Here is a 20,445-nt window from a genome sequence, read left to right on the forward strand (position 1 = left end):
GCCGGTCAGCCGCCGGGACGCCAACCGCGGGCCCGGCCTCGACGGGTCACCGCCGTACCGATCCCGAGCAGCAGCGCCGCCACGAGCCCGGCCAACGCCAGCGGCAGCACCCACGGGTCCACCTGCGGGCCGGGATCCGCACGGGCTGCGGCGACGGGCCGGGCGCTCGCGTCCACGGCTCCCGGCGGATCCTCGACACCCTCGGCGGCCACCGCCCGGTACGGGTCCACCATCCCCCAGCCGAGCTGCGGGTGGTGCCCGTCGAACGCCGTGCGGTGCGCCGTCGATTCGATCCGCCGCACGACCTCGACGGTCCTGAGCTCCGGCCGGTACGACCGCAGCAGCGCGACCGTGCCCGCCACGTACGCCGCCGCGTAGGCCGGATCGTCGACGGTGGGGGAGTGGCCCAGCCGGCCGTCGGCTCCGGCAGAGAGGCTCAGCAGTTGTCTGCCGGGGGCGGCCACCCCGATGTGGTCCCCGGACTCGGTGGAGGCCACGGCGCCGTCCGGGCCGAACGCGCCGACCGCCAGCACTCCGGGCAGCGCGGTCGGGTAGCTGGTCGCCCCCCTGGTCCGCGCGCCCGAGGAGGCCGGGGAGACCACCACGATGTCGGCCGCGATCGCCCGCGCCGTGGCAGCGCGCAACCGGGCGGTGTTGCGGGCCGCCGGTAGCACCACGTAGATCACCTGGGCCCGCGCGGTGACCGCGAAGTCGATGGCGGCGGCGAGCCGGTCGGGGTCGACGTCCTCGTCGCCCTGCCTGGTGGTCTGGGTGTAGCGGACCGGGAGCACGGTGACGCCGGGAGCCAGACCGGCGAAGGTCGTCTCGTCGTGCGGCCGGGCGGCGATCAGGCCGGCGGCGAACGTGCCTCGACCGTCACAGTCGTCCGTGGCGCCGGCACCGCCGCGCAGGACGTCCCGGCCCTTCTCCACCTGACCAGGGCGGAACTGTGCGTTACGGGCGTCGACGCCGGTGCCGAGCACCGCGACCCGTACCCCGGAACCCGTGCTCAGCGGCCATACCCGGCGCGGCCCGAGCAGGTCCGTCGCCCACGGGGTGCCGGCCGTGTGCACCCCCACCGGTCTGGCGCAGCCGGCCGGCGCGGCCGATACCGGCGGCGTGACGCCGACCGCGCAGACGAGGCCCGCCAACGCGCAGAGAACGAGCCACGAGCCGCCCGGCCGGGCCGCCGCGCCGACGTCACGCCCGGGGCGGCCCGGCCGGATCATGCGGGCACCCGCAGGGTCACCCGGGTACCCCTGCCGGGCCAGGACTCCACGGTGGCCTTGCCGCCGATCTCGTACAGTCGGGCCACGATCGACTCCCGGATGCCGAACCCGGGCCGGCCGAGGACGTCGAAGCCACAGCCGTGGTCACGGACCACCACGACCAGGGCGCTGCTCTCCTCGTCGGCGCGGACCACCGCGTCACCGGTCCCGGCGTGTTTGGCCACGTTACCCAGCGCCTCCCGCACCCCACCGAGGACCGCGTCCCGGTACGGCCCCGACATCCGGCTGCCGGCGCCGGCGGCCACCACCAGCTCCACCCGCAGCCCACGCCCCGCGAGCTCCTCGACCAGTCCGGCCAACCCGCTGGCGAGCGGGTTGTCGTTGCCGCCGCCGGGCTCATCGAGTGCCTGACGCAGCCGGGCGGCCTGGGCCCGGGCGGTGGCCCGCACCTCGGCGAGCTGGGCCGCCGGCGAGGTCGCATCCGCCGCGCTGTGCAGGGCGATCGCCTCCATGGTCTGCAACACCGTGTCGTGCAGCGACCGCAGCCACCGGATCCGCTCGGCCTCCCGACCAGCGCGTATCCCGTACGACATGGTCAGGTGCAGGCTCAGCCCACAGGCCACCAGCGTGGCCAACGTGACCACCACCGCCAGCCCGAGCCACCCGACCCGGCCGGCGAGGGCCGCGCTGTCGGCGGCGGCGCCGAACGCGCCCATCGCCAGCTGGGCGGGCACCGACAGCAGCACCGCGAGCATGCCACCAACCAGGCCGTACGTGCCGGTCACCAGGACCACGACACCCGCCAGGTACGCCCAGAACACGTCGGTGTGCGGCGCCACCGCGCTCGCCCCCACATTCACCCCGTACGCCACGGCGAGGTCGACCAGCACGGCCCCGCGCAGCCGTTCGAGGTCCACCGTCGACCGCCGGTAGACCGCGACGAGCGCCGCGACGTTGGCTGCCAGCAGCAGGGCCGTGACGGGCAGCAGCGCCACCAGCGCCACCGGATCGCCACGCACCACGAGCAGGCCCAGGGCGAGGGGCAGGACGCACACCCGGTACGCCAGGGCACCGAGCAGCAGACAACGCGACGTCTGCCGGCGCAGTACGGCGCCGACGGTGCCGTCGACCGGACCGAGCCCCTGCGCGCCGACCTCGGGAATCGACAGTGGACGGCGCCTCAGTGCCACGACGCCCGCGACGGCCGCGCGGGTCAGCAGCGCGAACATCACGCCGGGCGCGGCAGCGCCGTCGAGTGCCACGGACCCTCCCGCGCTGCGCCGACCAGTGCCCACGCGTCAGCTCCTTGCCCACATCACGGACCGCGCGTAGCGACTGGCCCACACGAGGATCGTGCCAGTTTTCCCGACTTCTGACCTTCGGGGCAAGAGCCGACGGCCCATCGATAGAGGTCCACGCAAATCGATCGTGTCGAGCGCGTGGGTACGGCGTTCCGGCCGGCAACTGTCCGAACAGGCCCTCGCCGGAGTCGCCGCCCAGCAGATCCGAATCGATGTCCACCGTAGCGGGTGGACGTGGCACTGGCGGTCGCGATCAGGGCCGGTAGGCCGAGGGGCTACGCACACCCTCGCTGACCCTGAGGTCAGAAGGTTCGTACTCGGTACTGCCGGATCCGGGCAACACCGGCGAGCGGATGCGCATTGGCGCCAGGGCGAGGGGGCCCGGCGTACGCCGGGCCCCCTCGTGAGCGGCCGGCCGCGCTGAGGTGGCGGCCGTACCTCCCCCCGATGGTTCAGTAGTGGACGCGAGCCCGGATCGCGCGGTGGTCGGAGTAGCTCAGGTCGGCGTTGTCGCTGCCGGTGTACTTCTTGTCGGCCGCGTCGCCCTCGTTGAAGGTGATGGTGTGCTCGGCGCCCATCGGCGCCACGCCGTTCGGACGCTTCGCGAACAGATAGTCGATCCGCCGGCTACCGCTACCGATCGTCCAGTGTTCGTCGAGGGCACAGGTGCGGATTGCCGCCTGGGTGCTGTGCCGCTCGGAGCAGTCGTTGTACGCCGCGTCCGCGTAGCCGTGGGTGCCTCGCATCGCGTTGTACCAGCCGGTCCAGTCCCCGCCGGCACGGTCAGGGGCGTTGGCGTCACCGCCGGCGATGTACAGCGACCCACTGTGGGTGGCCATCTTCTGGGCCGTCAGCTTCGCGTTCGCACCGGCGCAGCCCGGCACACCGTTCGCAGGTTCGGGCACGTCGTGCTTGACGGTCGGCCAGTGGATCGAGCCGACGACCACGTCCTTGTTGGCGATCTGATCGCGCATCTGGAGCACGAGGTTTTTCGAACGGGCCTGCGTGTTCCATACACAGGCGCCGTCGACCTTCTTGTACGCCTGGAAGACGGTTCGGGCGCTCTTGATGTCGAACCGTCCTTCCCGGTAGATGAACGCGTTGCTCTGTTTCGCCTCCTCGTTGCCGCACGGAGAGTTCATCCGGGTGCCTGGCCGCGCTGTTCACCGAATGGACCAAGGGGTTCCTGGTAACCCGCGCGTCAGGAGAAACTGCTCGACGCCATCGACGCGGCTCTTGCGTCCCTTCGCAGGTGATCCGACGCCGATCGACGAGTCGGCAACTTGGGTCCTGACGAAAGCCGCCGTCAGGTTGGCCTTGACGGTACGCGTTGCCGGCACCGCACCACGGCACGGCTCGCGTACCTGATCAATGGAGCGCCGCCTCCGAGGTGACGCGGCTCGGCCGTTGTGGGCGGCTGCCAGGGCGTTCGGGACGTGACGAGCGGCCGATCCGTCAGCGGCCAGCGGCCAGCGGCCAGCGTACGACTGTCACCTGTCCGACATCGGTGTTCATCGATCACTACTCGTTGGTAGCTTGACGAGGTTCGTCGATACGGGGACGGCGACCAGGCTGATCAGGGCACTCGCGTGCCGTGTGACGGCGGTCGCGGTGGCGTCCGGCAGCATCGCGTCCACCACCCCCTTCGGCGGATCCGACCATCGGAGCAACGCGGAACACGGGGAGGGCACATGCACCACCGCAAGTCACCGCGTCATCGCACGACGGCCTGGTTCGCCAGCGCCGTCGCCGCACTGATCATCGCCGCCGGGGCGCCGGCCGCCGCCGCGCCGACGCCCCCGGCCCACGCCGGCGCGGAGTGCGCGCCGACCCGCTCGGAGTGGCTGCGCTGCGTGACGGTCACGGCGGCGCTCAACCGGGCACCGGCAGTCGGGCAGAGCGCCCGGCTCACCGTCACCGTCGACACCCAGGTGGCGATCGACGGCCTGCGGGTACGGATCGCGCTGCCGTCGGCCCTGACGCCGGCCGCGCCCCCGGCCGGCTTCACCTCGGCCCGGACCGCCTCGCGCGTACCGTCCGACGCCGGCCAGGTCACCACTCTCAGCACCACCGTCGACGCGGTGCCCGGCCGGGCCCTGCGCTACCGGATCGAGCTGACCGCCGCCGAGGCCGCCGCCACGGTGGTGCGGGTGCAGGCCACGTCCGCCGGCGGGCCGGTCCTCGGCAGCGACGAGGTCCACGTGCCGGTCACGATCGGCGCCACGCCGCGGGAGTCCCGACTGGGCAAGGCCGACGGGGACGCCGCGGCCGCGCAGACCCCGGCCGGCACCCCGGCCGCCCCGGCCAACCCGGCGGTGCCCTACCGCCCGGCCGGCACCGCCGGGCTGCCCACGCCGCACAGCGACGACGTCCGGTCGCCCGGACCGGCGCCCGCCCAGGTCACCTGCGTCACGGGCAGCTTCGACTACAGCGACAACAACGGCGCCTGGCACCCGTCGAAGAACCTCCAGTACCAGGTGTGGGACGACGACAACTTCGGCGACGACCTGCTGGCCACCGGCCTCACCGACGCCAACGGCGCCTACCGGGCCTGCTTCGACAACGACGACGGAATCGGCGGCGGCGGCCAGGACGTGTACGTCCGCGCGGTCACCGAGGGCACGCAGTACAAGGTGGAGGACTCCGACGACGACGCGTACGCGTTCCGGAGCACCACCCGCGACGACCTGGGCGACGGCCGCACGTACGACTACGGGCGGCTGCACATCGCGGACCCGACGCTGATGCCAGCGTTCCACGCGTACGACACCGCGGACGACGCGCTGTCGTGGACGCCCGGCGACTGCTGGGACATGCGCGACGAGAGCTGCCAGAACATCGACATCGAGTGGGAGCCCGGCTCGACCGACGGCACCTACTACGACACCGGCGACGACGAGGTACGGCTGCTCGCCGCCGACCCGGGCACCCCGTGGGTGGTGATCCACGAGCTCGGCCACGGCGTCATGGACGACGTCTACGAGGACAACTACCCGCAGATCGGCGCGGAGTGCAGCCCGCACTACGTCACCCGTCGCTCCGGCCCGGCCTGCGCCTGGTCCGAGGGCTTCGCCGACTGGTTCGGCGCCGCCGTGCTGAACCAGCCCGACCTGCCCGGCCGGGGCAACATCGACACCGCGACGTGGGGCACCAACGGCTGGGACGACGGCGACCAGGTCGAGGGGCGCGTCGCCGGCGCGATCTGGGACCTGATCGACGCCGGGACCGAGGGCACCGACGCCTACAGCGACTCGCTGACGGACGTCTGGAACACGTTCCTGGACCACCGGGTGACCAGCTTCGCCGCCTACTGGGCGGCACGCGGCCGGGACGGCCACGAGGTCGGCGACCCGGCGCTGGGATCGCTGTTCCAGAACACGATCGACTACGGGTTCCGCCGGGGGCTGACCGACGGCGCCGAGGTCAGCGCCACGACACCGCCGAACGACCAGAACTTCCGGTACGACACGCGCCACGAGGCGTGGTCGGTCGTGGCGGTACGCCCACCGGCGGGCGCCGACGACGACCTGACGCTCTTCGACGACCGGGCGCAGACCCAGCGGCTGGAGGACAGCCTGCTCGGCGCCGACACGACCGACTTCGTCGCCGTCGACTCGAACGCCGGCCGGCGTCCGCTCGGCGACTACTACCCCCGGGTGCACCGGGTCACCGGCACCGGGGCGTACACCATCGAGCTGGCCGACGGCGGGCAGACGCTGGTGGACACCGCGAAGCGGCAGATGGGCGCGGGTGACGTGGTCGCGGTCTGGAACTCCTGTCTGACCGCCGGCCAGCAGGTGACCTTCACCGTCACGCCCGGCGACCCGGGACAGGACGCCGAGCTGTTCGTGGTGTCGTCGACGGCCGGCGCGCCGGCCACGTACGTGCGCGACCGGGCGAGCGCGGCGGCCTCGACGGGAGCCGGGGCCGGCCAGCCGGAGTCGGTCGGGTACACGGCACCGGCCGACGGCTGCGTCGGCGTGATCGTCGTCAACCGCGCGGGCAGCGGCGTCTACACGCTGACCCGTTCCTGATCGGCGTAGCTCCGGCGGGTGCCCGTGGGGGCACCCGCCGGAACCCGCACGTCACGGGGAGCGTCTTACGGTGATGACCCGACGCCTGCTGCTCGGCACGGTGCTCCTGCTCGCCGCCTGCGGTGACGGGCCGGCGCCCCGGCCGCCGAGCGACGCGCGGACCGTCATCGCCGAGGTCGACCGGCGTGGTGGTCCCGCCGTCGCCGCCGGGCAGTGGGCGCTGCCGGCGCTCACGCTCTACGGCGACGGCACCGCCGTCACCCGGGGAGACGACCGGGGCGCACTGCTGACCGGCCGGCGCCGGACGCTCTCGGCGGCACAGGTCGACGCGCTGTTCCGGCGGGCGACCGAGACGGGCCTCCTCGCCGACCGTGACCACCCGCGGCGGGTCACCGACGCGGTCACGCTCACCGTGCGGCTGACCACGACCGACGGCACGTACGAGACGTCGGTGACGCAGCCGTCGCCCGGCGAGGCCGGCGACCGGGGCGCCGTGATCGCGTTCGCCGACGCGGCGGCGAACGCGGGCGTCGACGCCGGGGAGTACCTGCCGCAGCGGGTCGCGGTGCTGGTGGTGGCCGACACGGAGGACGACTCCGACGTGCGGCCCTGGCCGCTGGACGTGCCGCCGTCCGCGATGGACGGCGCACCCCGGCGGCCGTGCCGGGTCGTCGACGGCGCGGCCCTGGCGGCGCTGCGGGCCGAGGCCGGCGCGGCCCGCCCCGAGACCCGCTGGCAGGCCGACACCCAACGCGTACGCCTGGTGCTCCGGCCGCTGCTGCCGCACGAACGCGACTGCGCGGACCTCGACTGAGGAGGCGGCCATGGGGCACCGCGACGGTGGGACCACCCCCGCCACCACGCCGGGTTGTCGAAGACGGGCCAGCAGTGATCGGCGTACTATCCCGGCGGCCCCACGTGCGCTAGCGTGCCACCGTGGAGCCAGTCCAAACGCGACACTCGGGCACCCCGGAGCACGATGCCGGCGTGCGCCCAGACGGGATCGCACCCCGCCCGATGCCGGAGGTCGGTGGCGCTGTCACGCTGAGCTCGGCGGAGCTGCGCAAGGCCATCTCCCAGGCGAACGACGCCACCATCGAGCTCACCGGCACGCGCAGCGCCTGGGCCGGCGCCACCGATGAGCCTCGGCAGGCGCTCGGCCTCCGCGAGGCGACCCAGACCTACCTCGACATGCAGGACGCCTGGTTCGACGAACTCGGCGTCTACATCGAGGTGCTCTCGCTGGTGCACGACGGCCTGGAACGCGCCGCCGACTCCTACGAGGACAGCGAGTACGTGGCGGCGCAGGCCCTCGCTCGGGAGCTGTAGCCGTGGCGTCGCGGGAGCAGATCGGCGACATCATCAACGGCATCGAGAACGAGTACGCCGATCTCGCGCGCGACAGGGAGGACGCGAGCGTCAGACGCAGGGCGTTGCAGACGAGCATCGTCTCTGTCCTGCACCTGATCGGGTCTCCGCCGCCGGGCCGCCCCGCGGACCTGCGCACGCTCGCGCAGTCCTTCAGGAAGCTCGGCACGCGGGTCGAGGAGATCGCCGCCGACGTCGAAGGGCTGGCGCGGAAGCGACTGCCCGAACTCTGGGAGAGTTCGGCCGGCCTGTCGGCCCGCGAGGTCGTCAGCGTGACGAGCAAGCTCATGGACCGGACCCAACCGGCGATGCGGCTGGCGGCGCGTGCGCTGACCGAGCACGCCGAACGCGTCGAGAAGCTCAACGCCCGGCACCGGGAGCACTACGCCGGGCTCACCGACGTGTTCCACGACGCGGCGAGGGCCACAAGCCGGGCCGAACTCGACCGGCTGACGACCCGCGCCCTCGACCTGTACGCGGACTGCCGGCAGGTCTACCAGCGCAGTCTGGCGGCTGCCGACGACCTCGTCGAGGAACTCAAGGCGGTGCAGAAGCGCGCCGTCGCGCAGCGGTTCGAGGACATGGGCGCGGCGAACGCGGTGATGCTGGCGACGGCGACCCGGGGCGGCAAGTTCAAGACGATCCTCACCGAGGCCGAGGCCAGGAAGGCGGCCGAGCTGCGGCAGAAGCTGTCTCCGGAGGAGCGCGCCCGCCTCGGCGCCCTGCTGTCCGAGGCGCCCACGCCGGAACACCAGGCCTATCTGCTCAAGGCGTTCGCGGCCGGTCACAGCCTGGACGCGGTGGGGAGGTTCGCCGAGCAGATCAAGGACAAGAGCCCGACCTGGCTGAGCAGCCAACCGAACCTGATCCGCCCGGCCGGCAACCAGAACTCCGGGAACCCGAACGATCCGAACGCCACCAACCAGAACGCCGACGACCAGAACGCGAACAGTCAGAACGCCAACGACCAGGGCCAGCAGGCTCCGCAGGCCGGGCAGAACCCGCCCGGATCGCCGGGCTCGTCGAACTCCCAGCCGGGCAGCTCGGACCCGTCGGCGGGGGACCCGAACAGCACCGGCGACAACCAGACTGGCGACCCGGGCGACAACGGCACCGGTCAGAACGGCAACAGCACCGGTGCCGGTGGCAACCCTTCGGAGCAGCCGCGACAGCCGACCGGCGAGATCAGCGCCCGGGCCAACCCGTACTGGGCGGGCATGGCCGGCGAGACTCCCGAGGGCATGGCCGAGGGGCTCAACGCCCACGCCGCCGAGCTCGGCACCACGTACGAGTCGCGCGAGGTCGACCGCGGCTCGGTACGCGACGCGCTGAAGGATTCGGTCAGCGCGGTCGACAAGGGGCACGGCGTCCCGGTGCGCATCGGCGACGCGCAGTCCCAGCAGTGGTTGCTGCTGATCGGGCGCGACGGGGACGAACTCATCTTCGACAACCCGGACGGGAAGGTCGTGCGGGTCAAGGAGGACGACTTCCTCAACGGTTGCCTGGGCGAGGACAAGAAGGCGGTCGTCTCCAGTGTGGTGCTGCCGAAGGGCACCGCTACGACGGCCGCGCCGGCGTAGGCGGGCGGTTCACCCGCCAGTTCCGCAGGCCGGGATCCCGTCCGGAACCGGCGTCGTCGGCTCGCCGGCAGTGGCACGGAGGTCCGTCGTACGTCTCGCGCCCGGTCACCGCCTCGCGCGCGACCCGGTCGCGGGATGGCCGATGACGGCGAGGCTCTCCCGCTGGGGGAGTTCCACCGCCACGGCGACCGTGCTCCTGCTGGCGGCCTTCGTGGCGAGGGCACCGATGGCGAGGCTCCGGCCGGAGCCGTCGGTGACGAGGCCGGCGTTCAGCCGCAGGTCGGCGACGGGCGAGCCGAACGCGGTCGCCGCGGCCTCCAGCAACCGCTGGCGGGCCACGGCCGCGGCGACCCGGATGGGGGTGTGAGTCGAGACGGTCGTGTTCGATCCGCCGGTGACCTGGTTGAACATCAGATCCGGCCGGGCGTCGGTCAGCGTGACGTGGACGCGCGTCCGGGGCACGGACATCTCCTCGGCGATCAGCATGGCGATCGTGGCGGTGGTGCCCTGTGCCACCCTGGCCCGGGGCAACGTGAACGACACGCTCCCGTCCTGGCTGACCTCGACCGAGATCAGTCTCGACGCCGGCAGCGCCGCCGCGGTCATGATGTCGTTGAGGCCGAGCAGCCCCGCCAGGTCCGACGGCGGTAGCGGTAGCTGGGCCGCTGCCGGGCAAGCCGCCGCCAGTTCGGCCGCCGTCACGAGGATCGGGGCAGCCAGCACGTACCCGAGGTACCGTCGCCGGGGGATGGGTTCGACCATGGTGGCTCACTCGGGGCGTTTCGTCGTGAGGATTTCGATCGTCGTCGCCGGCGTGCCGGGAGTTGCCGATTCCCCGCCCGTCGACAGGACCCTGCGCCTGTGCAAATCAGTCATGCCTCGACTCCTCACCGCGTCACTGTCAACGGGCATGCTGTCTCGCAAACGGAGTTGCGGTTTGTCGGCGGTGCGCCGGAAAAGCCATGGACGCGGGACCGGCCCGCGCCCGTAGCCTGTGACGCTCGCGATCAGAAATCGCGGTTGCCGAGTGGGATCTCGATGTTGATCGACTGCCCCTCGGACAGGAAGAGCAGAGCCAACTTGCGCAGGAACTCGTCGAAGAGCCAGTAGCACTCCGGGGCGAGGGGGAGCGGGAGCAGCGCTTCCCGGACGGCGATGAACGGCCCCCAGGACGTGCGCAGCAGCGTGTCCCAGAGCAGGTCGCGGGGGATCTGGAGCCAGTTGGCGATCTGGTTGCCGAGCATGAACCGCGTGAACGAGCCGAGGATGGGCTTGCTCAGGAGGCCGGCGTCGATCTCCTTACCGAGGCCGAGCAGGATGTCCGCCAGCGCGTTGCCCTCGCGGGTCGGGGCCAGGATCGGGTCGAGGACCTCGCTGGCCTGGGCGTTGGCCTCACTCCACGACGCCGGGATGTACTCGTCCTTGATGCCGAGCATGTGGCCGGCCACCTGCCACAGGTGGAGGAAGGCCGTCGACTCGTTGGCGGGGATCGGGACGTTCCAGTCGTCCAGCTTCCGCATGACGGTGGTCGGCAGGCTGTGCCAGGTGACCATCAGGTCCCGCTGACTGATCGGGATGTCCTCGGGCGCGACCTCCGTCCAGTCCGGAGACTGCGGCAGGAGGTGGCGCACGCCGGCGTGCGCCAGCCGGGTCTTCACGGCGGTCACGATCATCGAACCGCTGGGCTGGTAGGCGTTCGCGGTCCCGATGTCGTACCCCAGCTTGGCGGTCTTGGAGATGCGGTCCTTCATGTCCGCGCCGCCCTTGGAGTAGTAGACGGCGCGGGCCTCCTTCGGGATGACCGTGCTCATCATGCCGCTGGCCAGGCCGTACAGCACGCCGAGGTAGAGCCCCCGCTTCTCGTTGAACTGCACCGCGGTGGCCAACTTGCCGTGGTCGACCCACGACGGCAGCGTGCGGGCGCGCTCGATGAACTGGTGCACATCCGCCGGCAGCCCGTCCGGCAACGGCTGACCGTTCTTGGTCCAGGTCCGGAGCAGCCTGTTGACCAGGGGCACGTCACCCCGGTCGAGCAGCGAGGCGACCAACGGGTCCGCCTCCTCGTCCCACACCCATCGCGGGTCGACGCCCGCGCCGGCGCCCGCCACCGAGCCCTTGGGGGACCAGGTCCACTGGGCGTGCGCCGGCGTGGCGGCGCTCAACGCGCCCAGCGCGCCCAACGCCCCACCGGCCTTCAACATCCTGCGCCTGCTGACAGGTTCCACGTTTCACTTCTCCTCAAGGTCGAGGCCGCTGATACGATGAAACGAATATTGCGCCCGTGTATCAAATGAGAGCACACTGTGTCGGTGATCACAAGGCTCGCTGTGACAACGGTCTATGTTTCGTCCGAGCTGGACCAACGGGCGCCGCAGTCGATCTGTTTCTGCGGTCCCGCAGGGGTGAGCAAAAGGGATCGGATGTAGCAGCATGGCTGGGCGGCGGCGCTCGTGGAGATGAGCCTGCGAGTCGCCGCCGGGCACCGGATCGCGGCGCTGGGTCCGCGACGAGACCTCCCGGAGGGGAATCCGACATGACCATGGTCAAGGGACTGCTTCAGGGCAAGGTCGCCTGGGTGACGGGCGCCGGCCAGGGGGTGGGGGCGGCGATCGCCGAAGGGCTGGCGGAGGCCGGCGCGTCCGTGATCCTTCAGTCGCGTCGGATGGAGGCGCTGCGCGCGGTGCGGGACAAGATCGTGGCCAACGGGGGTGCGGCGGACGTGGTCGCCGGTGACGTGACCGACGAGTCCGTCGCCGATGCCGTCGTGGCGTTGGCCCGGCAGCGCTGGGGCCGTCTCGACATCCTGGTGAACAACGCCGGGATCAGCCCGGCGCTGCACCGCAGCGAGCAGTTGAGCGTCGCGGACTGGCAGCAGGTGATCGACACGAACCTGTCCGGGGTGTTCATCTGCGCCCGCGCCGCCGGCGCGATCATGATCGAACAGGGCGCGGGCAGCATCGTCAACATGTCCTCGGTCCACGGTCAGGTCGGCTTTCCGCGACTGGCCGCCTACAGCGCGAGCAAGGGCGGAGTCGAGCAGCTCACCCGGACGCTGGCGCTGGAGTGGGCGGCTGCCGGCGTACGCGTGAACGCGGTGGCGCCCGGTTACCTGGAGACGCCGATGACGGAGGGGTTGCGTAGCCACGACCAGTGGTCGAAGCGGCTGCGTGAGCGGATCCCGATGGGCCGGTTCGGTCTGCCGCGCGAGGTCGTCGGCGCTGTCGCCTTCCTGGCGTCGGACGCCGCCAGTTACGTCACCGGCAGCGTCCTGCACGTGGATGGCGGCTGGACGGCCCAGTGACAGGTCGGGAGCCGCGGGCGGAGCCCGCGTCCCGTCGCGCTCCCGGTTCGCCCGCAGCGACGTCGCGGTCACCGTCGGCCATCCTGCGGGACGGGCCTGACTGGTTAGTCTGCGTTCGTCCGCCGATCACGCCGGTAACCCGGACGAGCACGTGCTCTCAATCGCTCCTTCCCAGGAAGTTAACCCTCGTTTACAGTGCTGTCATAAGGCTGCGGCGCCCTTGACGGCACCACGGTGAGGGTTCGCCGGCCTCCACATCACCAGGCCCGGTCACGGTTGAAGGAGTAACCCATGGACCCTGCCGACGCCCTTGCCGACCGGTGCGCCAAGACGGCTGCCGATCTGACTGTTCCCGCCCTCCTACACCGCAACGCCACCGAGTTCGCCGACCTACCGGCGCTGACCACGTTCAACCGCGACGACACCCGCACGTGGGCCGAGCTTCGCGACGAGGTCGCCGAGCTGTCCGGCGGCCTGGCCGAGATCGGCCTGGAACCGGGCCGCCACATGCTGATCATGATGTCGAGCCGGCCGGAACACTGGCTGGTCGACCTCGCCGCCGTCCATCTGGGCGCGGTGCCCTCCACGATCTATCCGACGCTGAGCGCCGAACAGATGCGCTACCTGGCGCTGCACAGCAACGCCCAGGTGCTTGTGCTGGAAGGGCCCGCCGCGCTGGCCCGCTGGCGTCCGATCCTGCCGGAGCTGCCCGACCTGCGCCGGATCGTGCTGGTCGACGAGGCCGAACCCGGCGACACGGGCCCGACGACGGTGCCGCTGTCGCAGGTGCGCGCCCTCGGCCGGGCCGCGCACCAGGCCGACCCGGACGCCTTCGAGCGGCGCTGGCGCGAGGTCCGACCCGAGCAGCCGGTGACCCTGCTGTACACCTCGGGGACGACCGGTGAGCCGAAGGGCGTCGTGCTCAGCCACCACAACGTGATCTATCAGGCCGTGTCCCTCGAGGCCAACGTGTCGGTTCCCAACCACGCGCCGTCGGTGGCCTACCTGCCGCTGGCCCACATCGCCGAGCGGTTCCTGGGCATCTACAACCCCATCTACCGCGCCGGTCACGTGACCATCTGCCCCGACCCCACCCAGCTCATCGCGACCCTGCGCGCGGTCGGTCCCCCCTCGTTCTTCGGCGTACCGCGGATCTGGGAGAAGATGGCCGCGGGCGTCCAGGCCCATCTGGCCGCCGCGGAGCCGGCGGTGCGGGACGCCTTCAACGCCGCGAGCGCCGTCGCCCTGGAGGCGTACGAGCTGCGCGCGGCGGGTCAGTCGGTGCCCGAGGAGTTGGCGGCGCGGTTGGCGCAGGCCGAAGCCACCGTACTGCGACCGCTGCAGTCCACGCTGGGCATGCAGAACATGGTCTGGGCCGGCAGCGGCGCGGCCCCGATCCCGGTCGACGTCCTGCGGTTCCTCGCCGGGCTCGGCATCGACGTGCTGGAGGTGTGGGGCCTGACCGAGACCACCGGCACCGCCACCATCAACACCCCGGAACTCTTCCGCACCGGGACCGTCGGCCGGCCCCACATCGGGATGGAGGTCCGCCTGGCCGACGACGGTGAGATCCTCGTTCGGGGGCCGCTGGTCTGCTCCGGGTACCTGCGCGGCGACGGTGGCGTCGAGCCGGTCACCGACGCGGACGGTTGGCTGGCCACCGGCGACGTCGGCACGCTCGACGAAGACGGCTTCCTCACCGTCACCGACCGCAAGAAGGAACTCATCATCACCTCGAGCGGCAAGAACATCTCGCCGGCGCACATCGAGGGGCTGCTCCGGGCGCACCCGCTGATCGGTCAGGCGGTCGCGATCGGTGACCGGCGACCGTACGTCACGGCGTTGATCGTGCTGGACGACGAGGTCGCGCCCCAGTGGGCGCGGGCGCACGGCATCAGCGAGGCACAGCTGCCCGGTCTGGCCTCGGAGCCGCTGCTGCTCGCCGAGATCCAGGCCGCCGTCGAGGCTGCCAACGCCAAGCTCGCCCGGCCCGAGCAGGTCAAGACCTTCCAGGTGCTGCCGTCGAGCTGGACGCCGGAGTCGGGCGAGCTGACCCCCACCCTGAAGCTACGGCGTCGGGTCATCGTCGACCGGTACGGCGACAGCATCGACGCCCTCTACGGGTCGACGGGTGCGGCGGTCGGGTCCGCCACGGGTTAGTGCCGGGTCGAGGTCGGGCGGCGGTGGCGGCGCACCGAGATCGGTGAGCTGGTATCCGTGTGGATAGCCGGGGTAGGTGCGGTTGCGTGGCGCGTGGGTCAACCGACTCGTGCGGCGCGGGGGCAGCATCCGCACCACCCCGGCCCGGGCGCGCAGACCACCCGTGACCACGGTGGACAGCCAGCGCGGTGCGGCCGGCAACCCGAAGGCGGCGCGCAGCTCGGCGGGCAGCAGTGCGACCACGCCGAGCCGCGCGCCGCGGCGCAACGGCCTCGGATACCACGAGCCGAACAGGTCCAGGGTGTGTTCGGCGATCCGCTGGTTGGTCGGGGCGTAGCGGAAGGTGGTGTGCTCGTACTCACGCTTGAAGTCCCAGAACGCGTCGAAGTCGTCCGGCACGTCGCGGATGCCCATCCGCGTACCGACCGCCCGGTAGTAGTGGAACGCGGCCAACCGCTCGTGCTCGTGCAGCCGGCGCCAGCCGAACCGGTCCAGCCACTCGATCGGCTCGTACACGAACGTGGACAACACGTAGCGCATGTCGTCGTTGGAGATCACGTACCGGTGGTGCGCCCGGTTGATGACCTTCAGCGCCTGCCTGCCGCGCGGCGAGTCGTATCCGTGCTCCGCCATCTCCGCCATGAGCAGGGCCGTGTCGTCGTACCGCTGCTGCGCCCGGAGCCGGAACTCGCCGGTCGCGTCGAGCAGGGCGGAGATGCTCGGCACGCAGTACGTGCGCAGCAACGCGAGCTCCAGCGCCCGCTGGTAGTCGAAGGGAAACTCGTATCCGATCGAGATCCGGTAGATTTCGTGATGGTCGCGTACGGGGTCGAGGGCCTCGATACGACGCAACCAGCGGTATCGACCGCCATCAGCCATCGCCACCACCTCGCAAGCAGATTCGGCGACCGTCCGCCTCGTGTCAAGGCAGGACGAGGCGCCCCGGCCGACGTCGCCTGCCGATCGCGCATCGACAGGCGTCATCCGTACCCTCGCCGCCGCGGGCTCTTCGCGGTCGTGCGATGTCCCGACGACCGCTGTCTCTCCTGCCAGCCGCGACCGACGTTCCGACCCATGCCACACGGCGAGAGGAAGCCATGATGGACGCCACCAGGGCCCGAGCCCGCTTCTCCGAGCTGCGCGGGGAGGACGGCCTGGTCTCCGCCGCCGAACTCGACGAGATCTGGGCGGCGTTGGACACGGTTCGCCCCGAGGAGATTCTCGGCGAGTGGAAGGGCAGTGAGTTCGTCACGGGACACCCCCTCAACGGGCAGCTCGACCGGGCGGGGTGGTATGGCAAGACCTTCGTCACCGTCCAGGACGCCAAGCCGTTGATCTGCCGGAACGACAAGGGCGAGCTGTACTCCAACACGGTGCTCGGCAAGGGCGAGGCGAGCCTGTGGACCGTCGAGTTCCGTGGCGAGTCGACCGCGACGATGGTTTACGACGGACAGCCGGTCTTCGACCACTTCAAGCGGGTCGACGAGCACACCCTCATGGGGATCATGAACGGCAAGCGATTCGCCGCCGAGGGCCCGTTCTTCTACTTCGTTCTCGAGCGCGTCGCCTGAGTCAGGTCGCACGGAGGAGTTCGTCATGCGGATCCGGGCAGCCGTCACCGACACCCCGGGCGGGCCGTTCGTCATCCAGGCCGTGGACCTCGAAGCACCACGGCCGCACGAGGTGCTGGTCAGGATCGCCGCGGCAGGCCTGTGCCACACCGACCTCAGCATGCAGGCGATCTGGCCCCGGCGGCTCACTCCCATGGTCTTCGGCCACGAGGGGGCCGGTGTGGTCGAGGCGGTCGGCGTGGCGGTCACCAGTCTCGCGCCGGGCGACCACGTCTGCCTGACCTTCAACAGCTGCGGATCGTGTGAGCAGTGCGCGGCCGGCCAGCCGGCCTACTGCGACTCCCAGCGGAGCCTGAACACCTCCGGCGGCCGTGGCGACGGCAGCACGCCGTTGTCGCGCGACGGCGCCCCCGTGCACGGCGGCTTCTTCGGCCAGTCCAGCTTCGCCACGTACGCGCTCGCGCATGAGCGCAACACGATCCGGGTGCCCGCCGACCTGCCGGCCGTCGTCGCCGCGCCGTTGGGCTGCGGTGTGCAGACGGGGGCGGGCACGGTGATCAACCGGCTGCGCCCCGAGCCGGGGAACTCCCTGGTCGTCATCGGTGCCGGCGGGGTCGGGCTCAGCGCGTTGATGGCGGCGGTCGTCCTGGGCTGCGACCCGGTCATCGTCATCGAACCGGTCGCCTCGCGGCGCGCCCTGGCTGTCGAGCTCGGCGCGAAGGCAGCCCTGGATCCGAAGGCAGCCGACGACCTGGTCGCCACCGTGCGTGACCTCACCGGCGGCGGCGTACACCACGTCGTGGACACCACCAGCCGACCGGAGCTGCTCGGGCTGGCCGTCGCAGCCCTGCGTCCCCGGGGCGACCTGGCCCTTGTCGGCATCGGGTCGACGGTCTCATTCGACGTCATGAGCCTGCTCACCAAGGGGGTCCGGGTGCACGGCGTGATCGAGGGCGACGCGGACCCGGCGCGCCTCATCCCCGAGCTGGTCGATCTTCACCAGCGCGGGCTCTTCCCGCTGGACCGGCTGATCGCCACCTTCCCCTTCGAGGACATCGGTGACGCGGTGGCCGGCATGCGTGCCGGCACCGCGATCAAGCCTGTCCTCACCTTCGGCTGACGGGCAGAGCCGGATCGGCCGGCCATCCGCGTGGATCACGTCCGCCGCAGCCAGCCGCCCCTGTCGACCTGCTCCGGGCCGCCGGGCGGCACCCTCCTCCCGGGACTCGGGTGGAGGTGATCTCGTATCGAAGATGACCTCTTGCCGGCAGAGTCAAGCTCCTCTATGTTAATAGAAAATCACACGCCCGGATAACTCGAAACCTGCCTGTATCGCCTCTACGGGCCGGTGTTCAGGGCGATGTCCGGCCGACCGGGAAGTGGTGCTGAATGGAAAATCTCAGCAGAAGAGGCATCTTGACCCTCGGTGCTGCGCTGGGTCTGGTAGCCGTGACGGAGACGCCCAAGGCGTGGGCGTGGTCGTCCGCCAACTCGATCGCCGGGACCAACTCGGTCACCGACCCGTGGGACGTCTGGGACGACGACACCGACCCGCTCCTCGTCTCGCTGCTCGACAACGGCCAGATCCCGGCGGTCAACAACGCCTTCAAGTCGTACATCAAGAACGGCGACGCGATCCCCGCCGGGCTGCCCCCCGCGCTCACCAACTACCTGCGTATGCACAACAAGCTTCCGGCCTGGGCCGACCAGGCCAAGCTGGACCGCGCCGCCGCCTTCAACAAGCGCATGAGCCTGTACCTGTTCGTGCTCTACGGCCTGGGCAGCGGAATCATGAGCACGGTGATCCCGCGGGAAGCCCGCAACGTCTACTGGTCCGAGGGCGGCGCCGACATGAAGTCGCGCGCGGCCAAGACCTTCACGTACGGCTACGACCTGAACGCGCCCGATGCCTTCAAGCCGTCAGGCATGTTCATCACCACCTCCACCAAGACCCGCCTGACGCACGCCGCGGTGCGGCACCTGTTGCCGCAGTCGGCTGCGTGGCGGGGGGTCACGGACCACCCGATTCCGATCAGCAACGGCGACATCCTGATCACCTTCCACAGCCTGGGCACCTACGTGCACCGCAAGCTGACGGAGTGGCGCCGCTTCGGCCTTCGGATCTCGGCCGCGGAGGAGGAGGCCTTCCTGCACATGTGGCAGGTCGCGCTGTACCTGCTGGGCGTGCGGCAGGAGTTCATCCCGGCTACCTGGGCCGCCGCGTACGAGCAGTCGGAGTACGCGCTGACGCCGCTGCTCGCGCCGACGCGGGAGGGCATCGACCTGGCCGACATCCTGTTGAACCTGACCTCGTCGGCCGACCTGGGCATCACCAAGGGGTTCCAGCGCGAGTTCTCGCGCTACGTGCTCAGCGACGAGATCGGCAACTGGCTGAGGCTGCCGCGTGACTTCGTCTCGCGGGGCGTGATCGAGACCGCGTGGCCGACGTTCGTCATGTTCCGCGAGGGGTTGTCGCCGGTCATGCCGGGCACCTTCTCCATGTTCGACAAGTTCATCCGTGGCCTGGCGATGCTGTTCCTCAACAACGGCACCTCGGCGAGCCACACCCCCATCACCATCCCGACCCACAACCGCCCCGGCGCCTGACCGGCGCTCCGTTCAGCAGGTCAGGGCGCCGGTCACCAGAGCGGTGACGGCGTTCCGATGGCCGGGCGTGTCCTGCCAGCGCAGGGCGCGCCCGGCCTCGACCACCACGCCGAACCCCGCGTGGACCAGCAGCCGGGCCTGTCGCGGGTCCAACTCCGGACGGACCGTCCGCAACTGCTGCTCCCAGAGGGCGATGTGCTCACGCTGCGCGACGATCAAGGGGCGCCGCAAGTCGGCCGGAAGGCTGGCGACCTCGGCTTCGGCGACACTGTTGAGGGCGTTGTGCTCGAAGCAATAGGCCACGTACGTCGCCGCCAGCGCGACCAGGGCCTGCCGCGGATCGGTCGCCTGATGAAGGCTCCGGTCCACCGCCTGGGCCAGCAGTCCCGCCGCCTGCAGGCAGGCGGCCACCAGGATGTCGACCTTGCCGGGGTAGTGCCGGTAGAGCGCGGACGGGGCGAGCCCCACCGCCTGCGCGATCTGTACGTTCGTGACGTTGGCGAATCCGTCCCGCGCGAACAACGGGACGGCCGCCGCCAGGATCTCCGCGCGCCGAGTGCGCGGCACGGGCTGGGCGGGCAGTTCGACCAGGCCCGGGGTGTTCGTGACCACCGCCGCCGGATCGGTGGCGACCACGCGCATGGCGGATGCCAGCAGCAGATCCTCGATCCGGCGTTGGGCGATCGAGGTGTGGTGCATCGTGACGGACCCGATCACCCCGAGGGCCGCCACGGTCCGCAGGAGCTCGTCGGGCAGCGGGTACTCGCGCCGCACCATCTCGCTCACCCGCCCCACCACGTGGGCGAACTTCGTCCGGAGCAGCCGGCGGTCCTCGCGCTCGAGGTAGCGGGCCTCCCAGCGGTAGAGGCCACCCGACGCCCGGTGGGAGACCGTCACCCGGGTGAGGGCGACGAGCACGTCCCGCAGGGCCGCCTCGGGCGGCCACTCGTCGACGACCTCGACGAGCTTGTCGACGATGACGTTCGCGCACTCGGCGAACAGCGCGTACTTGTTCGGGAAGTGCCGGTACAACGCCGCCGCGCTGATCCCCACGACCGCGGCGATCTCCTCCATGGAGGCCCCGTGGTAGCCGCGCTCGCTGAACACCTGGCCGGCCGCTTCGACGATGATCTGCTTGCGGTTGCGAGGTCGGGTGGCCGAGGTCGGCCCGGAGGTCACCAGATGACTCGATCAGACGTGGGCGGGCGCAGGACCATGAGTATTAGTCAATCACAGCACCATCGCAGCCCTCGACGTCACCACCAGGTCACGCACGGTCGATGCCGAAGGCTTC

At 71.2% G+C, this 20,445-nt stretch carries 16 protein-coding genes; 9 read left to right on the top strand and 7 right to left on the bottom strand.

Going from position 1 to position 20,445, the window contains the following annotated elements; genetic code table 11:
• Nucleotides 1-5: 5 nt before the first annotated feature.
• The 3 genes from ACGFIG_RS24480 to ACGFIG_RS24490 form a co-directional block, all read right to left on the bottom strand.
• Nucleotides 6-1,229 carry a S8 family serine peptidase gene (locus tag ACGFIG_RS24480; RefSeq protein ID WP_393006564.1) on the bottom strand — a complete coding sequence of 408 codons (1,224 nt, stop codon included), beginning with the start codon at nt 1,227-1,229 and terminating at the stop codon, nt 6-8.
• Nucleotides 1,226-2,491 (bottom strand): sensor histidine kinase, encoded by a 1,266-nt coding sequence (locus ACGFIG_RS24485; RefSeq protein WP_393006565.1) that lies wholly within the window; start codon nt 2,489-2,491, stop codon nt 1,226-1,228. Before ACGFIG_RS24485 ends, ACGFIG_RS24480 begins: the two co-directional genes overlap by 4 nt.
• A 491-nt stretch (nt 2,492-2,982) precedes the next feature.
• Nucleotides 2,983-3,672 (bottom strand): hypothetical protein, encoded by a 690-nt coding sequence (locus ACGFIG_RS24490; RefSeq protein ID WP_393006567.1) that lies wholly within the window; start codon nt 3,670-3,672, stop codon nt 2,983-2,985.
• A gap of 549 nt (nt 3,673-4,221) precedes the next feature.
• Here ACGFIG_RS24490 and ACGFIG_RS24495 point away from each other — a divergent pair.
• The 4 genes from ACGFIG_RS24495 (at nt 4,222) to ACGFIG_RS24510 (ending at nt 9,512) form a co-directional block, all read left to right on the top strand.
• The gene (locus ACGFIG_RS24495) at nt 4,222-6,564 is read left to right on the top strand and encodes a hypothetical protein (protein WP_393006569.1); all 2,343 of its coding nucleotides are present in this window, start codon (nt 4,222-4,224) and stop codon (nt 6,562-6,564) included.
• A gap of 70 nt (nt 6,565-6,634) precedes the next feature.
• Nucleotides 6,635-7,378: a hypothetical protein gene (locus tag ACGFIG_RS24500; protein ID WP_393006571.1), complete on the top strand. Its 744-nt coding sequence runs from the start codon at nt 6,635-6,637 to the stop codon at nt 7,376-7,378.
• A gap of 173 nt (nt 7,379-7,551) precedes the next feature.
• Nucleotides 7,552-7,893, top strand: a complete 342-nt coding sequence (locus ACGFIG_RS24505; RefSeq protein ID WP_393006573.1) for a hypothetical protein — start codon at nt 7,552-7,554, stop codon at nt 7,891-7,893.
• Nucleotides 7,894-7,895: 2 nt separating this feature from the next.
• Nucleotides 7,896-9,512: a hypothetical protein gene (locus ACGFIG_RS24510; RefSeq protein ID WP_393006575.1), complete on the top strand. Its 1,617-nt coding sequence runs from the start codon at nt 7,896-7,898 to the stop codon at nt 9,510-9,512.
• Nucleotides 9,513-9,617: 105 nt separating this feature from the next.
• Here the strand turns inward: ACGFIG_RS24510 and ACGFIG_RS24515 are convergent, their stop codons facing one another.
• Both ACGFIG_RS24515 and ACGFIG_RS24520 read right to left on the bottom strand, forming a co-directional pair.
• Nucleotides 9,618-10,274 (bottom strand): molybdopterin cofactor-binding domain-containing protein, encoded by a 657-nt coding sequence (locus ACGFIG_RS24515; protein WP_393006577.1) that lies wholly within the window; start codon nt 10,272-10,274, stop codon nt 9,618-9,620.
• Between the two features lie 245 nt (nt 10,275-10,519).
• Nucleotides 10,520-11,737: an oxygenase MpaB family protein gene (locus tag ACGFIG_RS24520; protein WP_393006579.1), complete on the bottom strand. Its 1,218-nt coding sequence runs from the start codon at nt 11,735-11,737 to the stop codon at nt 10,520-10,522.
• Nucleotides 11,738-12,045: 308 nt separating this feature from the next.
• Here ACGFIG_RS24520 and ACGFIG_RS24525 point away from each other — a divergent pair, with 308 nt between their 5' ends.
• Together ACGFIG_RS24525 and ACGFIG_RS24530 are read left to right on the top strand one after the other, a co-directional pair.
• Nucleotides 12,046-12,813: an SDR family NAD(P)-dependent oxidoreductase gene (locus ACGFIG_RS24525; protein ID WP_393006581.1), complete on the top strand. Its 768-nt coding sequence runs from the start codon at nt 12,046-12,048 to the stop codon at nt 12,811-12,813.
• A 291-nt stretch (nt 12,814-13,104) separates the two neighbouring features.
• Complete coding sequence (locus ACGFIG_RS24530; protein WP_393006583.1) at nt 13,105-14,973, top strand: AMP-dependent synthetase/ligase; 1,869 nt, start codon at nt 13,105-13,107, stop codon at nt 14,971-14,973.
• Here ACGFIG_RS24530 and ACGFIG_RS24535 read toward each other — a convergent pair.
• The gene (locus ACGFIG_RS24535; protein ID WP_393006585.1) at nt 14,881-15,852 is read right to left on the bottom strand and encodes an oxygenase MpaB family protein; all 972 of its coding nucleotides are present in this window, start codon (nt 15,850-15,852) and stop codon (nt 14,881-14,883) included. The genes ACGFIG_RS24530 and ACGFIG_RS24535 overlap by 93 nt on opposite strands.
• A 221-nt stretch (nt 15,853-16,073) precedes the next feature.
• On the opposite strand from ACGFIG_RS24535, the gene ACGFIG_RS24540 reads away from it, so the two are divergent.
• From ACGFIG_RS24540 to ACGFIG_RS24550, 3 genes are all read left to right on the top strand, one after another.
• Entirely contained in the window at nt 16,074-16,544 is a 471-nt protein-coding gene (locus ACGFIG_RS24540) for a DUF4334 domain-containing protein (protein ID WP_393006587.1), read from the top strand.
• A gap of 25 nt (nt 16,545-16,569) precedes the next feature.
• Complete coding sequence (locus tag ACGFIG_RS24545) at nt 16,570-17,664, top strand: NAD(P)-dependent alcohol dehydrogenase (RefSeq protein WP_393006588.1); 1,095 nt, start codon at nt 16,570-16,572, stop codon at nt 17,662-17,664.
• Between the two features lie 269 nt (nt 17,665-17,933).
• Nucleotides 17,934-19,151, top strand: a complete 1,218-nt coding sequence (locus ACGFIG_RS24550) for an oxygenase MpaB family protein (protein ID WP_393006590.1) — start codon at nt 17,934-17,936, stop codon at nt 19,149-19,151.
• Nucleotides 19,152-19,163: 12 nt separating this feature from the next.
• Here ACGFIG_RS24550 and ACGFIG_RS24555 read toward each other — a convergent pair whose 3' ends face one another.
• Nucleotides 19,164-20,330: a TetR/AcrR family transcriptional regulator gene (locus tag ACGFIG_RS24555; RefSeq protein WP_393006592.1), complete on the bottom strand. Its 1,167-nt coding sequence runs from the start codon at nt 20,328-20,330 to the stop codon at nt 19,164-19,166.
• Nucleotides 20,331-20,445: the final 115 nt, after the last annotated feature.

This window comes from Micromonospora sp. NPDC049048, assembly GCF_043197615.1.
GTDB lineage: Bacteria > Actinomycetota > Actinomycetes > Mycobacteriales > Micromonosporaceae > Micromonospora.

Bases quoted from the DNA above. Each gene is read 5' to 3' on its own strand.
- ACGFIG_RS24545 (WP_393006588.1), top strand. From the start codon at position 16,570: ATGCGGATCCGGGCAGCCGTCACCGACACCCCGGGCGGGCCGTTCGTC.
- ACGFIG_RS24540 (WP_393006587.1), top strand. From the start codon at position 16,074: ATGGACGCCACCAGGGCCCGAGCCCGCTTCTCCGAGCTGCGCGGGGAG.
- ACGFIG_RS24515 (WP_393006577.1), bottom strand. From the start codon at position 10,274: ATGGTCGAACCCATCCCCCGGCGACGGTACCTCGGGTACGTGCTGGCT.
- ACGFIG_RS24525 (WP_393006581.1), top strand. From the start codon at position 12,046: ATGACCATGGTCAAGGGACTGCTTCAGGGCAAGGTCGCCTGGGTGACG.
- ACGFIG_RS24480 (WP_393006564.1), bottom strand. From the start codon at position 1,229: ATGATCCGGCCGGGCCGCCCCGGGCGTGACGTCGGCGCGGCGGCCCGG.
- ACGFIG_RS24550 (WP_393006590.1), top strand. From the start codon at position 17,934: ATGGAAAATCTCAGCAGAAGAGGCATCTTGACCCTCGGTGCTGCGCTG.
- ACGFIG_RS24530 (WP_393006583.1), top strand. From the start codon at position 13,105: ATGGACCCTGCCGACGCCCTTGCCGACCGGTGCGCCAAGACGGCTGCC.
- ACGFIG_RS24535 (WP_393006585.1), bottom strand. From the start codon at position 15,852: ATGGCTGATGGCGGTCGATACCGCTGGTTGCGTCGTATCGAGGCCCTC.
- ACGFIG_RS24495 (WP_393006569.1), top strand. From the start codon at position 4,222: ATGCACCACCGCAAGTCACCGCGTCATCGCACGACGGCCTGGTTCGCC.
- ACGFIG_RS24490 (WP_393006567.1), bottom strand. From the start codon at position 3,672: ATGAACTCTCCGTGCGGCAACGAGGAGGCGAAACAGAGCAACGCGTTC.